The sequence below is a fragment of the Natrialba taiwanensis DSM 12281 genome (assembly GCF_000337595.1).
Classification (GTDB): domain Archaea; phylum Halobacteriota; class Halobacteria; order Halobacteriales; family Natrialbaceae; genus Natrialba; species Natrialba taiwanensis.
Genome location: NZ_AOIL01000009.1, coordinates 210,831 through 225,167 on the forward strand (window position 1 = coordinate 210,831; position 14,337 = coordinate 225,167).

General features: G+C 63.9%; 13 protein-coding genes. 9 read left to right on the forward strand and 4 right to left on the reverse strand.

What is annotated here, in order from left to right; all coding sequences use genetic code 11:
* Nucleotides 1-290 precede the first annotated feature (290 nt).
* Nucleotides 291-1,382: a TIGR04053 family radical SAM/SPASM domain-containing protein gene (locus C484_RS01825; RefSeq protein WP_006824275.1), complete on the forward strand. Its 1,092-nt coding sequence runs from the start codon at nucleotides 291-293 to the stop codon at nucleotides 1,380-1,382.
* 95 nt (nucleotides 1,383-1,477) lie between these two features.
* Here C484_RS01825 and C484_RS01830 read toward each other — a convergent pair whose 3' ends face one another.
* On the reverse strand, nucleotides 1,478-1,717 hold the full coding sequence (locus C484_RS01830) for a DUF2249 domain-containing protein (protein ID WP_006824276.1): 240 nt from the start codon (nucleotides 1,715-1,717) through the stop codon (nucleotides 1,478-1,480).
* A gap of 277 nt (nucleotides 1,718-1,994) precedes the next feature.
* Between C484_RS01830 and C484_RS01835 the strand changes: the two genes are divergently transcribed.
* The 3 genes from C484_RS01835 to C484_RS01845 all read left to right on the forward strand — a co-directional run bounded on the left by C484_RS01835 (nucleotide 1,995) and on the right by C484_RS01845 (nucleotide 4,432).
* A complete protein-coding gene (locus tag C484_RS01835) occupies nucleotides 1,995-2,387 on the forward strand; it encodes an Htur_1727 family rSAM-partnered candidate RiPP (RefSeq protein WP_006824277.1) in 393 nt (130 codons plus the stop codon).
* Between the two features lie 7 nt (nucleotides 2,388-2,394).
* Complete coding sequence (locus tag C484_RS01840) at nucleotides 2,395-3,606, forward strand: TIGR04347 family pseudo-SAM/SPASM protein (protein WP_006824278.1); 1,212 nt, start codon at nucleotides 2,395-2,397, stop codon at nucleotides 3,604-3,606.
* A gap of 571 nt (nucleotides 3,607-4,177) precedes the next feature.
* The gene (locus C484_RS01845) at nucleotides 4,178-4,432 is read left to right on the forward strand and encodes a hypothetical protein (protein WP_006824279.1); all 255 of its coding nucleotides are present in this window, start codon (nucleotides 4,178-4,180) and stop codon (nucleotides 4,430-4,432) included.
* 181 nt (nucleotides 4,433-4,613) lie between these two features.
* Here the strand turns inward: C484_RS01845 and C484_RS01850 are convergent, their stop codons facing one another.
* Nucleotides 4,614-7,391: a PEP/pyruvate-binding domain-containing protein gene (locus C484_RS01850; protein ID WP_006824280.1), complete on the reverse strand. Its 2,778-nt coding sequence runs from the start codon at nucleotides 7,389-7,391 to the stop codon at nucleotides 4,614-4,616.
* 214 nt (nucleotides 7,392-7,605) lie between these two features.
* On the opposite strand from C484_RS01850, the gene C484_RS01855 reads away from it, so the two are divergent.
* The 5 genes from C484_RS01855 to C484_RS01875 all read left to right on the forward strand — a co-directional run bounded on the left by C484_RS01855 (nucleotide 7,606) and on the right by C484_RS01875 (nucleotide 12,645).
* On the forward strand, nucleotides 7,606-8,280 hold the full coding sequence (locus tag C484_RS01855; RefSeq protein WP_006824281.1) for a helix-turn-helix domain-containing protein: 675 nt from the start codon (nucleotides 7,606-7,608) through the stop codon (nucleotides 8,278-8,280).
* A 248-nt stretch (nucleotides 8,281-8,528) separates the two neighbouring features.
* Nucleotides 8,529-9,185 carry a helix-turn-helix domain-containing protein gene (locus tag C484_RS01860; protein ID WP_006824282.1) on the forward strand — a complete coding sequence of 219 codons (657 nt, stop codon included), beginning with the start codon at nucleotides 8,529-8,531 and terminating at the stop codon, nucleotides 9,183-9,185.
* Between the two features lie 175 nt (nucleotides 9,186-9,360).
* The gene (locus C484_RS01865) at nucleotides 9,361-10,503 is read left to right on the forward strand and encodes a CaiB/BaiF CoA transferase family protein (RefSeq protein WP_006824283.1); all 1,143 of its coding nucleotides are present in this window, start codon (nucleotides 9,361-9,363) and stop codon (nucleotides 10,501-10,503) included.
* A 117-nt stretch (nucleotides 10,504-10,620) separates the two neighbouring features.
* Nucleotides 10,621-11,472 (forward strand): VOC family protein, encoded by an 852-nt coding sequence (locus C484_RS01870; RefSeq protein WP_006824284.1) that lies wholly within the window; start codon nucleotides 10,621-10,623, stop codon nucleotides 11,470-11,472.
* A 159-nt stretch (nucleotides 11,473-11,631) separates the two neighbouring features.
* The gene (locus C484_RS01875) at nucleotides 11,632-12,645 is read left to right on the forward strand and encodes a C45 family autoproteolytic acyltransferase/hydolase (RefSeq protein WP_275040103.1); all 1,014 of its coding nucleotides are present in this window, start codon (nucleotides 11,632-11,634) and stop codon (nucleotides 12,643-12,645) included.
* Between the two features lie 66 nt (nucleotides 12,646-12,711).
* Here the strand turns inward: C484_RS01875 and C484_RS01880 are convergent, their stop codons facing one another.
* Together C484_RS01880 and C484_RS01885 are read right to left on the reverse strand one after the other, a co-directional pair.
* Entirely contained in the window at nucleotides 12,712-13,887 is a 1,176-nt protein-coding gene (locus C484_RS01880) for an outer membrane protein assembly factor BamB family protein (RefSeq protein ID WP_006824286.1), read from the reverse strand.
* A gap of 71 nt (nucleotides 13,888-13,958) precedes the next feature.
* Nucleotides 13,959-14,327 (reverse strand): DUF3209 family protein, encoded by a 369-nt coding sequence (locus C484_RS01885; RefSeq protein WP_006824287.1) that lies wholly within the window; start codon nucleotides 14,325-14,327, stop codon nucleotides 13,959-13,961.
* Nucleotides 14,328-14,337 lie beyond the last annotated feature (10 nt).

Below are 14,337 nucleotides of genomic sequence, written 5' to 3' on the forward strand. Positions count from 1 at the left end.
CTCCGAATACGTTCGCGGATACGTCTTTGTGAGTACCCTCCAGGATAGTACGTGATGGACGAACGAGACGTGACCCATCGCGGTCCGGCCGACCGGTATCGCGACCGTAAGGTGGCCGGCGACACAGTTTACGGACGGAGTATCGCGGACAGTCGCGGCAATCGCTGCTCGCCGCGGCAACGCACACTCGACCGGGAATCGCGGCGTGTGCCGCAAGCGGAATCTCGCGTCCGAGCGCCGGACGCGACGGCAACGCTCCGACGGAATTCAATCTCGTCGAGGGAGGACGGATGCGACCGGCGGATGTAGACACGAGCCGGCGTCCGTTCGTTCTCATCTGGGAGGTGACCCAGGCGTGCGAGTTGGCCTGTAAGCACTGCCGGGCGGAAGCGACGCCGTGTCGCCACCCGGACGAGCTCACGACCGAAGAAGGGAAACGGCTCCTCGACGACGCTCGTCGCTTCGGATCGGGACAGCTCGTCGTCCTGTCGGGTGGCGATCCGTTGTATCGCACGGATACGCTCGAGTTAGTCGAATACGGGGTCGAGAAAGGGCTCAGGATGACGATGACGCCCAGCGGGACAGCCTCCCTGACGGAAGCGCACATCCGAACGCTCGCCGAAACGGGGCTCCGCCGGATCGCGCTGAGCATCGACGGCGGATCTGCTGTCTCCCACGACGGATTTCGGAATGAACGGGGCAGTTTCGAACGGACGCTCGCGGCCGCACAGGCCGCCCGGCGGGCCGATCTCCCGCTCCAGATCAACACGACCGTCTGCGCCGAGACCGTCGACCAGCTCCCGGCCGTTCGCGACCTCGTATCCGAACTCGATGCCGTGCTCTGGTCGGTATTCTTCCTGGTCCCGATCGGACGCGGACGAGTTCTCGATCCGCTTTCGCCGGCGCGTGCGGAACGCGTGATGGAGTGGCTCGTCGACGTCGCATCGGCATCGTCGTTCGGCGTCAAGACGACGGAGGCACCCCACTATCGACGCGTTGCCCTCCAGCGACGCCGATCGGCGACGGCGGAACCGTCGGCCGACGGAATCGGTCGCCGGACCGGCATTACCGCTGGTGACGGATTCGCGTTCGTGAGCCACACGGGAGATATCTATCCCTCCGGGTTCCTGCCGGCAGCCGCCGGAAACGTCAGAAACGAGTCTCTCGTCGAAGTCTACAGGCGAGGAGACCGCTTCCAACGGCTCCGAGATCCGGACGCGCTCACCGGGAAGTGCGGCAGCTGCGAGTTCCGCCACGTTTGTGGCGGCAGCCGCTCGCGGGCGTTCGCGTACACCGGCGACGCGCTCGCCAGCGACCCGCTCTGTGCGTACGTTCCGGACGGGTACGATGGCCCCCTCCCCGAGCAAACGTTTTCCACCTGATCGGTGACGCCTTCTCAGCGCGACTCGCTCGAACGCGTCTCACACGACTCGGGACGTGACCAAGAAGACGTTCCCCGCCGGTCTCCGTGGCGGCGCTAGTCGCAATCCGCCCGCTTTGGAAACTCGGCGACGAACTGCTCCGCATCGACCCGTTCGACGGTATAGCCGTCGGCATCGAACGCATCGACTTCCGCCTTGAACTCGTAAAACAGCGGTTTCGGCTCGTGGTCGTTGACGAGCGTGAGGGTCTCTCCCGGATCGAGTTCGTCGAACACCGCGTGGATTTTCGGATGGCGGTCCGCCGGCGGTAACTCTCTAACATCGAGCGTCGTCATAGCATGTAGACTACGCTGAACGCCGCTATTCAATCTGGCTAGTGCGGTCCGTCTCGACTGCTGGTTAGCTACTGGTCGGGTGGCAGTGCGCCGAGATCGCGCTCACGCTCGGCTGTCCGGTTCAGACGGGATATGGGCGTTCGACGGGTTCCAAATCGGACGGAACTAGCGACTAGAGCGCGCCGGGTACATGAACTAATCGCCGAACGAGTTCACGAATTTCTCACGGCATGGGAGTTAGCAGAACAGCCTTCGATAAACTGCGAAAGGATCGCATATGGTAGCGAAAGCGAGACGAGAGCGAGTCGAACGAACTGACCGTGGATCTCCGGTTCCGCAGTGGGAGGTGTTCGTCCGCGATTCGGAGACGGATCCGCTTCGCCACGTCGGGAGCGTTGCAGCCCACAGCGCAGCCGAGGCGCACGAACACGCTACCCGCTTGTTCGGCTGGTACGCCGTCGATGTGTGGCTCTGCCCGGCCGACGCCGTCGAACGCTTCACAACGAGTGCATTCCCTGAGACGGACGGGAGAGACGAAAGGGACGAAACCGATACGGGCCGCGAGTCGGGAACGAGCGGCCGGAAGAGCGGTGTCGAGAACCGTTCGGATGACTCCGAGCAGGCGGTCGAACCGCGCAGTCACGAGGAAACCATCGGCGAACCTCGGTGAACGACGTATGATCTCGATAAGCAAACTCCTCTGTAACCTCGACGCCGAGGGTGACGGACTGCGGTACGACGCGGCCGACGAGTCGAATACGCACCAGATCACCGAGCGAAAGCAGCGACGGCCGGTCGTCGTCTGGAACACCACCCGGCAGTGCAACCTCTATTGCTCGCACTGTTATGCGGCGGCCGAAGACGAACCCGCACCCGGCGAGTTCACCACGGCGGAAGGAACGGCATTTCTCGACCAACTCGCCGACTACGGCGTCCCGGTGGTGTTGTTTTCCGGCGGCGAACCGCTGGTTCGCGACGACCTCGAGGAACTCGTCGCGTACGCGGCCGACGCGGGGCTTCGGCCCGTGCTCTCGACGAACGGAACGCTGATCACGGCCGAACGCGCGGCTGCGCTTCGAGACGCGGGCCTGCAGTACGCGGGTATCTCGGTCGACGGGCGTCCCGAACGAAACGATAGCTTTCGCGGAAGGGAAGGGGCGTTCGACGCCGCCGTCCGCGGCATCGAGCACTGTCTCGACGCGGGTCTCAAAACCGGGCTTCGATACACGATCACCAGCGCTAACGCGGGAGATCTCGAGGCCGTCATCGACTTGCTCGTAGACGTGGGCCTCGATCGGTTTTGCTTCTATCACCTCGACTACGGCGGCCGCGGCGCTGAACTCGTCGACGCCGACCTCACGCCGACCGAGCGGCGGGCGGCTATCGAGCGACTCTGCGAGCTCACCCTCGAGTACCACGACGACGGCGAAGAGATCGAGACGCTACTCGTCGGTAACTACGCGGATGCGGCGTTCCTCGTCGAGTACGCGAGCGAGCGCTTCGGCGACGCGCGAGCGCGAACGGTCCGCGACTATCTCGAACGCAACGGCGGCGACCCCACCGGCGAGCGGATCGCGGACGTCGACTACTGTGGCAACGTGCACCTGACGCAGTTCTGGCAGGGGTACAGTCTCGGCAACGTCCGGGATCGGCCGTTCGGTGAACTCTGGGAGGACGAGACGAACCCGCTGTTGCGAGCGCTTCGCGAGCGCGAGACCCATCTTACTGGACGGTGTGCCGAGTGCCGGTATCGATCGATCTGTCGCGGGGCGTCCCGGTTGCGCGCACTCGCGGTCGAAGACGATCTCTTCGCTCCCGATCCCCAGTGTTACCTGACGGAGGGAGAAATTGCGCCCGGGGATGCGTTCGCCGGCGGATCCGTGGATTGACGAACCGCCGGCCCCTACCGAGCGAAATCATCGCATACGTTATCGGATTCAGCAAAGTTCAGTATCCTCGTCGCAACCACGGTCGCGACACGGGGCATTCGCCCGCTCGTATCGCACTGTCCCATGCGGTGAGTGACGAGCGGATCAATCCGCTACTGATCGAAATCCCGAGGCGGTCTTCCCTGCCGTGTACCGATTCCACGACATCCGAGCGCTTCGAGAGCGCTCTCCTTCCCGTCGCTCGGCGGTAGATATAAGTCACTACCAATCAACAATTAGGACGGAAGCCATTAAACGGGCATGAAATGCCCCGGATGCTGGAGACATCCGAGACGTGGCTTCCAGCCGAGTAGGCTTGCAGCCATGATTGCGTACATTCTCACGGGATATAAACATCCCGCACGACTGATGCATCGCTCAATTCGATCAGCAGCAGGTATCTCCTGCCGAATTACGAGAGTGACGAGGTGTCAGTTGGGATGAGCGACGACGCNCGACTGATGCATCGCTCAATTCGATCAGCAGCAGGTATCTCCTGCCGAATTACGAGAGTGACGAGGTGTCAGTTGGGATGAGCGACGACGCTGACAACCCCGTCGATGGTAGTGACGGCGGGGACGACCCCGGCCAGTCCGACCGATTCGACCAGTGCACCCTCCCGCGCTGTCCTCGCTGCGGGACGCCGATCGCGCGGAAAATCATGATCGGCCCCGGCGAAGCCATCGCCGGTCCCTGCGGCTGTCGCGTCGCTCCGCCGGATCCCTCTCCCGATTCCGATCCCGGCACCGGCACCGCCACCCGCACCGAACGAGACGGGCCGAATTGATCCCCTGCGAGACGAGTTCACCGGACTGAACTCGGATCGCGGCGGTCAGCCGAGTTGCCGGCGAGTGTCGAGACGACCACCACGACCACCGGTACCGTCGGAACAAACCACCGCGACCGCCGCCGCAACTCGGCCCGTAATCGCGACTTTCGAGTGACAGACACAGACACCGACACCGAGATTAGCGCCGGGGGTCACCGGGACCGCTGGAGCGAGCAGCCGTCGTCGGATCGTCGGCATCAGTCCGATCGAGGAGTTCAACCGTTCCCCGACTCCCATCAATGCGAACTCGCTCCCCGCTCTGGATTTCGGCCGTTACGTCCGAAACCGAAACGACAGCGGGAATCCCGTATTCTCGGGCGACCAGCGCACCGTGTGTCATCCGGCCGCCGACTTCCATCACGAGCCCGGCCGCGTTCTGGAACAGCGGCGTCCACCCCACATCGGTCGACGGAGCGACGAGAATGTCGCCGTTTTCGAGGGACTCCTCGGACGGATCGGTCACCACTCGAGCGGGACCCTCGACGATGCCAGACGAAACCGGCGTTCCGACGAGTTCGTGCCCCGTCGGTTCGATCGCCGCCGTCACCGCCGGAGTTTCCCCGTCGCTAGTGAGAATCGGCGGAGCAGTCAGAGACGCGTCCCGATTGTACGCGCGGCGTCGCTTTTCGATATCGACATCGATTGGGGAATCGTCTTCGAGCGCGGCGAGGAGTTCGTCTTTGCGAAGGAACCAGACATCATCAGGCTGGTCTATCCGACCGTCTGCGGCGAGCGAGTCCCCCGCCTCGGTGAAGACATCGCGAGCGGCGGTGAGAAAGCGAGTGACGCCGTGCTTGTGATGTTCCCGAAGTTGGATCCCGCCACGATAGACTCGGAGCAGTCGTGACACGACGGGCTTTCGGAGCGGACCCAGAAGGCCGCGTCCAGCGCGTGCTTCGAGTTCGGCGGCCGCGCGCTCGGCATCCGCTTTCAACTGCGCAAGGTGCTCGCGGTGGTCGAGGTCGTCGCTTCCCGAGAGGGAACTGCGGATCGTTTTGCGAAGCAACTCGGGATCGTCCTTCCAGCGGGGGCGGCTGAGGTCTATTTCGCTGCTCGCTCGGGAGCCGAAGTCGTCGAGAAACGCGGTGAACGCGGCTGTGAACTCGTCCCCGCCATCGACGCGTTCTATTTCGGATAGCGAGTCTCCGGCGGTGAGCGCGTCGGCCACGTCGGGATGGGTGCGAGCGATATCGGTCACGTCGTTCAGCCGCTGGTTGATCTGGGTTGCGATCTCGTCGTCGAATCCCTTTCCGAGGGCGTCGAGTTCGTCCTCCGCGTCCGGAAAGAGCCGCCCGAGAATCGCGCCGGAGAGGAGTCCGGCGAGGAGCAGCGGCATCGACTGGCTGCCGACGGTTGCGACGAGCGTCCCGTGGTCGACCGCGTCGAACGCGTGTCGAACGCGGGCCGCCTGTGAGGACGGTTGCGTAATCCGGTCCGCCATCCGCTCGCCTTGCAGTTCGACGCGGTGGCGTACGTGTTCGGGGTCCGGCGGACCGCAGACGAACGGCCGGACGAAGCGGCCGAGCACCGTCGGTGCGGCCGGACCGATGACCGGAACGAGACGGCGGAGTGCACGACCAACCGATACCGCGCCGTCGAGTCGGTTTCGTTTCTCGGCGGTCTCTCGTTCTCGCCGTTCCGCAAGACAGTCCTCAACTGTCGTCGCCGCTGGCTCGCTCATCGCACCGAGGAGGCGAACGGCGACCGGTCGTGAGAGGCCGTTGTCGAGCAGGGGATTGAGATCGATGTACACCCGATGTCCGGCCGCCGCCGTAAACGGGGCGGTAGAATCCCCGGAGCGAAGACGGGCTGCGGAGTTCTCGAGCATCTCCCGTACCCAGTCGACGACGAGCGGTGGGAGCGCCTCTGCCATCGCTTGCTGGTGTCCGATGCTGAAATAGAGGTGGATTCGGTCGTCATCCGGAACCGGCGACGGCAGCGGGTACAGCGACGTGATCGGGCGTGACTGGAGCAAGAGGATTTCGGTGTCGACGATCGCCCATTCGATGTCCTGCTGACTATCGAACACGTCGGTGACTCGATCCCCGAGTTCAACAAGTTCACGCAGTTGCGCGTCCGAAAGAACGCGTGAGTTCCGTCGATCCGGTTCGGTCGCTACCGACTCGGTCCCGTCTCGACCCGCGCGCAGATGAAGGGTGTTGCGCTTGTCACCGATTTCGTACTCGAGTATGTCACCGGTTCGTCGATCAACGCGGGCGTTATCGGGCGAGACGTCGCCGGAAACGACCGTGTCCCCGATACCGTAGTTCGCGTCGACCGATGCGACGCGGCGATTGCCAGAGACGGGATCGGCGGTGAAGAGAACGCCGGCCGCCTCCGGTTCCACGACCGCTTGGACGACCACCGCCATCGCGACGGTAGTGTGAGAGATATCGTTCTCGAGCCGGTACGAGACGGCGCGTTCGGTAAACAGGCTCGCCATGCAGTCACGGATCCGGTCGAAAATCGCCTTGCGATCGTGCACGCCGAGGAACGTCTCGTGTTGTCCCGCAAACGACGCGGTCGGTAAATCCTCGGCCGTTGCGCTCGATCGTATCGCAACCGCATCCGTCGACCGCTCCGCCAGCGTTTCTTCGATTGCTCGTCTTACCGGGTCGGGGAATTGTGCGTTCGTAATCCGCTCTCTAACTGTGGCACACCGATCACTGATGCCGTCTGCGTCCGCCAGATCGAGATCCGCTACCGCCGCGATCGCTCGTCGAACGTCGGCATCGTCAACGAGCGCTCGATACGCAGCCGTCGTCACACAAAACCCGGACGGAATGGCGAAGTCCACATCGACCAGCAGGGCGAGATTTGCTCCTTTACCCCCAGTTACGGACGGGTCCGTCGCGGCGTCGTCCTCGAACGAGACGGTGTACGCCGCGGTAGTCGCGTCGGTTCGAATCGCCTCCATTCAGCTCACCTGGCTTGGGAACGCTGATTGCGTTCGTCCGCCCGACCGTTCATGGTTTGCATTCGATTTCGTCTCGGAGATTCTCTCGGCACCGGTCGACACAACGACCCTCGATTCGGCCATCGCCATACGAAGGCGTTCGACCCGCACATGGGAAGCGCTACTGGCGGGTATAGTCGTGGTATTTAAGTTACGGTATCGCACACCGTCGTCTGTGAAATGCGTCCACCTAACCGCGACACCGGATTCCGAAACCGTCCCCGAATCCTTCCGCGTGCTGGCGGGGTCTTCACACGCGACCGAAGCACGTCTCGTCGCGCTGAATACCGACCCACACGGGAGACCGACTGAACTCTTCGAGGTGGACGGAAACGCGGATCGAATTCACGCTGCGCTGGCTGATTCGGAGGGTGTCCACGCGATCGAGACGGCACCCGTAACGAACGGCAGATTCAATCTCCTCGTCACGCTCGCCCCGTCAACGGCCCCCCTGCAACGGGAAGCCTTCGAGGCGATCACCCAGGAACAACTCGTCGTCGTGAAACCAATTGTCTACCGCGATGAGCGTGTTCGGGCGCGTATAGTCGGTACTTCGGCCGCGTTGCAGCGGGCGATCGGTCGGTTCCCGGAGGATATCACGGTGGAGATCGACGCAATCGGCGAGTTCGATCGGGGGTACGAAACGCCCCTCTCGCTGCTCAGCGACCGTCAGCGGGAAGCGATGCTCGCGGCGTTCGACCTCGGATACTACGAGCGGCCGCGCGAGACCACCCACCGAGAGATAGCCGATCGACTCGGATGCGCGCCAAACACCGTATCGGACCACCTCCAGAAGGCCGAGAAGAAGATCGTAACCGAGGTCTTGAGTACGACGTTCGAACAGCAATAGCGGTGAACAGAGCGTCGAATACGACTTCCGAGTTCGAAATCCGAAACGCGCCGACGGAGAACTGCACCAGCGTCTCACGGCGCGGTGGACCCACTTATCGGCGAAAGACTCTCGAAAAACCCACCAGTGCGAACGCCCGGCACGTATCGACCAACGCGGTCGAATACCGCCGGACACTACCGAGGCGTGTTTTCACTCGGCGGGAATCGCGGGAACCGGTTATTCACCCCAAGAATGTAGTCCCGCATATGCCAGGGTTTCGAGCGACCGTCGTCGTCCACGCTCCTGCGAGGTGCCCGGTCGCCGAGGTGTCCGAAACCGTCGACGAGCCCATCAGTTCGGTGACGCGGACGCGCTCGAAGCGAACCGACGGGACCGTCACCGAAGAGTTCGGAATCGACGCCGGCACGACCATCGAGAACGACGACCTGCGTTCGGACCGCGAGCTAACGCCGATCCAGGAAACCGACTGTACCGCAATCTATCGGTTCGAGCGCGAGTCGGAGGTCAACTGTGCGTGCGAAGTCATCGAAGACACCGGCACGCCGATCTCGTCGGTCCGGGCCCAGGATGGTTCGTTACTGCTGTCGTTTCGGACACTCGAACTCGAGGATGTCGTCGAGATCGTCGACGAACTGCGGGCTCGATTTGACGGCGTACTCGTCGAAGATCTCGCTCAAGATCACGGAGAGGTGTCGGGAAATCCGACCATCGTCGATCGCGACGTTCTGACGGCTCGACAGCGAGAAATCATCGAAACGGCCCACGAGATGGGATACTTCGCGTACCCAAAGGGCGCGAACGCCACCGAAGTCGCCGACGAACTCGGTATCGCCCGCTCGACGTTCACCGAACACCTCGCCGCCACGCAGACAAAGCTCATGGACGCGATTCTCGCACCCTGAACGCGAACTGCGGGAACACCGACACCACGGGTCGATCGCATCCTCGCCACCGGCGGTTTCGAAGCCGAAGCGTGACGACGAAAGGCGATTCCTCGGCATCGCGACCGAACGGAATACGGTCGCGACGAGCGGCCAGAGGCGGTCAATTATACGCGTTCGCGGTATTGGTCTCGGCATGCACCTCGATGGACTCCGCGTGCTCGATCTGAGTCGGTTGCTCCCTGGACCGTACGGAACGCAGCTGCTTGCAGACATGGGTGCAGAGATCATTCGGATCGAACGACCCGGGGACGACGACGAAGCGGGACCGGAACTCGAAGCGATCAACCGCGGCAAACGACGCGTCGCGCTGGATCTGAAACGCGACGGCGGTCGCGACGCCTTCCTCGAACTCGCAACGACCGCCGACGTCGTCGTCGAACAGTTTCGACCGGGCGTCGTCGATCGGCTGGGGATCGGCTACGAGGACGTTCGCGAGGTCAACCCCGAAATCGTCTACTGCTCGCTGTCGGGGTACGGGCAGAACGGCCCGTACAGCGACCGCGTCGGACACGACCTGAATTACGTCGGTCTCGCCGGGTTACTAGATATGACTCGCGACTCCGACGCCGAAGCCCCGCGGATACCCGGCTATCAGATCGCGGATATCGGCGGCGGGCTGTTCGGCGCACTCGCCATCGTCAGCGCCGTCCTCTCCCGCGAACTCGGGGCCACCAACGGGGAATACATCGACATCTCCCTGACCGATGCCGCCGTGTCCTTCTCGCAGGCCGTCGCGCCGCGGGCGCTCGGCAAAGCAAACCCGCGGCCGGGCGAAACGCCGCTTACCGGACGATACCCCTGGTACGGCATCTACGCGGCCAAGGAAGGCTACGTGACGCTCGCCGCGTTAGAACCCCACTTCTGGACGGCCTTCTGCGACGCCGTCGGCCGCGAGGAGTGGATCGAACTCCACGCGACGAGCGACCCGGCCGAACGCAAGGCGCTCCACGAAGAACTCGAAACCCTGTTCGCCGAGCGAACGCGGGACGAGTGGGTCGAGTTCTTCGACGGAATCGACGCGGCCGTCGGCGGTGTCTACACGCCGGCCGAAACGGTCGACCATCCGCAGATCGAGGCTCGCGGGTACGTGCGACGGCCGGCGGACGGGCCGCCGTTCGTCGGATTACCGGCGCGCGGAAGCGATATCGATCACGACGAGTCGGCAACAGCCGTCGCCGACCATGGCGCTGACACTGCGTCCCTCCTTCGCGAGGCTGGGCTCGACGCGACCGAAATCGAACGGCTCCGGGAGTCGGGAGCGATCCCAGAGGCGTAGACGAATACCGACGCGCTTGGTCGAATCGTCAGCAAGGAATGCTCATCGCAGCGAGACGATCACCGACGAATCGCCTCGCAGGCAACCGTGAAGATCATGGAGGTCCCATCAGACACAATGACAGACGGCCCACCCGTTCCGGATACCACGCGGATCGGCCGCGTCGCACTAGACGTGACCGAGCTCGAGGCGATGGTCGAGTTCTATCGCGACGTGGTCGGACTCACAGTTCGCACGCGAACGGGGACAACAGCAACTCTCGGAACCGTCGACGCGGCGCTGCTCGTACTGGAGCAAAACGAGGACGCGCCGCCGCGGCAGCGAGACGAAGCGGGGCTCTTTCACACTGCGTTCAAGGTCCCGACACGCGAGGCGCTCGGCGCGGCGCTCGATCGGCTCCGGGATCGATGGACGCTGACCGGCGCGTCGGACCACTACGTGAGCGAGGCGCTCTACTGCCGCGATCCCGAGGACAACGGCGTCGAAATATACTGGGACAAGCCGCGGACCGAGTGGCCGCGCAACGACGACGAGACGATAGCCATCGGGACGATACCGCTCGAACTCGACGAGGTTGCCGCCGCGTCGAACGGCGCGGCGAGCGCGCCGCCGGAAACGTCGATCGGCCACGTCCACCTGGAGGTCTCGTCGCTGCCGGCAGCCCGAGCGTTTTACGGCGAGACGCTCGGCCTCCGCGTTCAGACCGCAATGGAATCCGCACTGTTTCTCGCTGCGGGCGACTATCACCACCACCTTGGCGTCAACACGTGGAACGCGCGAACGCAGCCGGTAACCACCCGTCACCGCGGGGTAGCATGGTTCGAGTTCAGCCTTCCGGACCAAGTTGCAGTCGACTCAGTCAGGCGTCGACTCGCCGAGACCGACCACTCGGTTACTGAACTCGACGGCGAGGACGGTATCGCAGTCGCCGATCCGGATGGCATCACCGTTCGGTTTCGAACGCGCTAGCGAGGGTGCGGTCGTCGAGACGCCCCGTTCTCGAGATGGGCAGCAGCATACGGGCCCAACTAGCCGTGGGACGTTGACGCCGGCGGCGGGCAGTTTATAAAAGGCCGCAAACATGAGAGACGACACTATCCACCATGGTCGAGAAGGATCAATCCCAACATGCATCACCACTGCTTATCCGGTCCGTACGAAGCGATGGGGCGACAGTACGCGGCCCAGCTCACGGACGATGGCCGGTCACTTGCAGACGCAGCAACGGAAACGCTCAATCCACCCGAAGAACGGCGTGCGCTCGCACGCGACTGTGCGAGCCACGTCGAAGAACATGCCCCGTTCCTCCTCGAAGAGCTTCGCGGCATCGCCGACGCAACCAGTATCGACGCTGAACTCGTCGCGGCCGTCCCGTTGGCGTTAGACGCCGAGGCCGGGTGTTCGCTCGTCGCCGTTTCGGGCGAGCGTACCGCCACCGGGACGCCTCTTTTCGGGCGCAACCACGATTTCTTTCCGTCCTTTCGGGACTTCTCGACGCTATACCGGACAGCGCCCGCAGATGGGTTCGCTAGTATCGGGTGTTCCTGTGTGTACGTCGGCCGCTGTGACGGCGTGAACGAGGCCGGACTGGCGATCGGCTTCGCGGAAGTACCGCCGCACGAGTTCGAACCGGGGATACCGTGGCAACTCGCCATTCGCGCGGTCCTCGACTCGTGCCAAAGCACCGAGGAGGCTGTCAGTTTCCTCGAATCGATCCCGCACGCGACGACCGTCAATTTCCTCGCCGCCGACGCGACCGGGGACATCGCGCTCGTGGAGGCGAGCCCGAACCGAGTGACAACGACCCGGCCGAGCGGCGATCACGTCTCCGTAACGCGGGAGTTCCACACCGAGTCGATGCGCGAGGCGTACCAATCGACGGATCGGACGCCCGACGACTGCGCGCGCAGGCAGACAGTTGAGGCGTGGTTCGCCGACCAAGAGAGGCCCGTCTCGCCCGCTGACCTCCAAACGGCGATGGGAAACCCGGACGCCGGTATGTGTTGGCCCGTCGGCGATGACGGTGATCCGCGTTCGACCATCTGGTCGTGGGTGATCGATCCCGCCGATGCCAGCGGCTATCTAGCAGCTGATTCGCCCGTTGAGACGCCGTACGAACCGATCAAAATCGGCTCGGAGTGACGCCGAGTTCCGGTCGGCGGACACTACGATCACGCGTTCCGTTCGTGGTAAAAACAGTGGGAGTGATTACCGATCGAGTGGGATGGTATGGAGCGCGTACTCGCCGCGAACCTGGGTTTCGTCGTGGTACGCGACGGGTTCCTCGACGGCGGCAATCGTTCGCTCGTCAGCCGCGACCGCAGTCGCGATGCCGTCAGTGGGAACGCCCTCGATCGGGCCATTTTCCGCGTCGAATCGGCGAACGCCGTGGGCCGCCGAATCGCGCGTTCGGAAGTGCTGTGCGCAGGGGACGACGAGGGTGTCGTCCGCAGTAGTGAGTTCGTGTGCGAAGCCATCGAGGGAGGCGTTCCAGAGCGGATCGCCCGCCGCGTCGACGACGGTAAGTTGGTGTTCGTTCGGGTGGAGCGAGTCGGTGTCGCGGCTCTCCTTGGCGTACGTATTCCCGGTGGCGAATGTGATGCGGTCGTCGATCGCGGAGACGTGGTTGGGGTAGGCGTACAGCGTCTCGTCGCCGAGTTCAGTTTCGACCGCGAGATCGAGTCGCCAGCGCTCCTCGCCGCCCGGGCCGAGCAGGTAGCCGCGCTTGTCGCCGTGGCTCGCCACCGCGAGATGCGGTCCGTCGAAGGACACGTCACCGACGCGGCGGTCACCGTCGGTTCCGGGGTCCCAGTCCCACCGCGTCTCGCCGGAGCCGGTATCGAGGACGACGAGACCGACATCGTGGGAACCCATGCACCGATTGTAGCCGACTGCGAGGCGGTCGCCTGCCTCGTTTACGTCGATCGAAATCGGTGAGGCGTCGGTTTCGTAACGCCAGCGAACGCGACCGTCGGCGTCGAAGGCGAAGACGGTACTGTGCCACCGTCGGTCCGCCCCGTCGCGTTCGTAGCGGCGAGCCACCGCGTAGACCGCACCTCGATCGGGGTCCGTTTCGAGAGCCACGACGTAGGGCAGCGCGAAGATGCCGTCCTTTGCCGGGGGACCGATGTCCGTTGCAGTCTCGTAGGCCCATCGGCGTTCGCCGGTAGCGAGATCGTAGGCTGCAATCGTTCCGACCTCGCCGCGGCTGCCGACGACGAGTTCATCCTCGAGCGAGCCTAGCGTGACGGGGTGGCCCGGATGCGTAATCTCCCACCTGGGATCGAGGGAATCGCAATCGCGGTCGAAGGCGGTGAGCCGGCCATCCCACTGACCCGCGAGAACGAGATCGGCGGTCAGGTGGACGCTCGACCGGGTCCACATGTGTCGGCTCCGGGCGCTGTCGATCTCGCCCAGGGAAACGCGCCGGGAGCCGTGGGTGCGCTCTGCCACCGTTAGTCCTCCGGAAACGTTTCGTGAAGGAGGTCGTGGGCGTCGCCGAGCCCGTCGAGGATACTCTGCCCCTGTGCGGTCAGCCGATGCACGGCGCGTTCGGCGTCTCGGACGGCGAGCAGTCGGCCGCGCGTGTAGTCGTATTCGGGGTCATCAGGGTCCATCGCGGCGATTTCTTCCTCGAGGTCGACCAGGGCCGCGTCGAGGTGGCGCTCGATCGCCGAGAGGGACTCCGCCTCCGCGAGCGCTTCGATTGGACCCTCGAGATGGCCTTCGAGATCCGCCTCCGCGTGTTCGCGGGCGCTTCGATCCTCGCTACCGAGGACGTTCATCAATCCGAGTTTCAGTGCTTCGATTTCGTAACAGCTCATAGATAGGTGT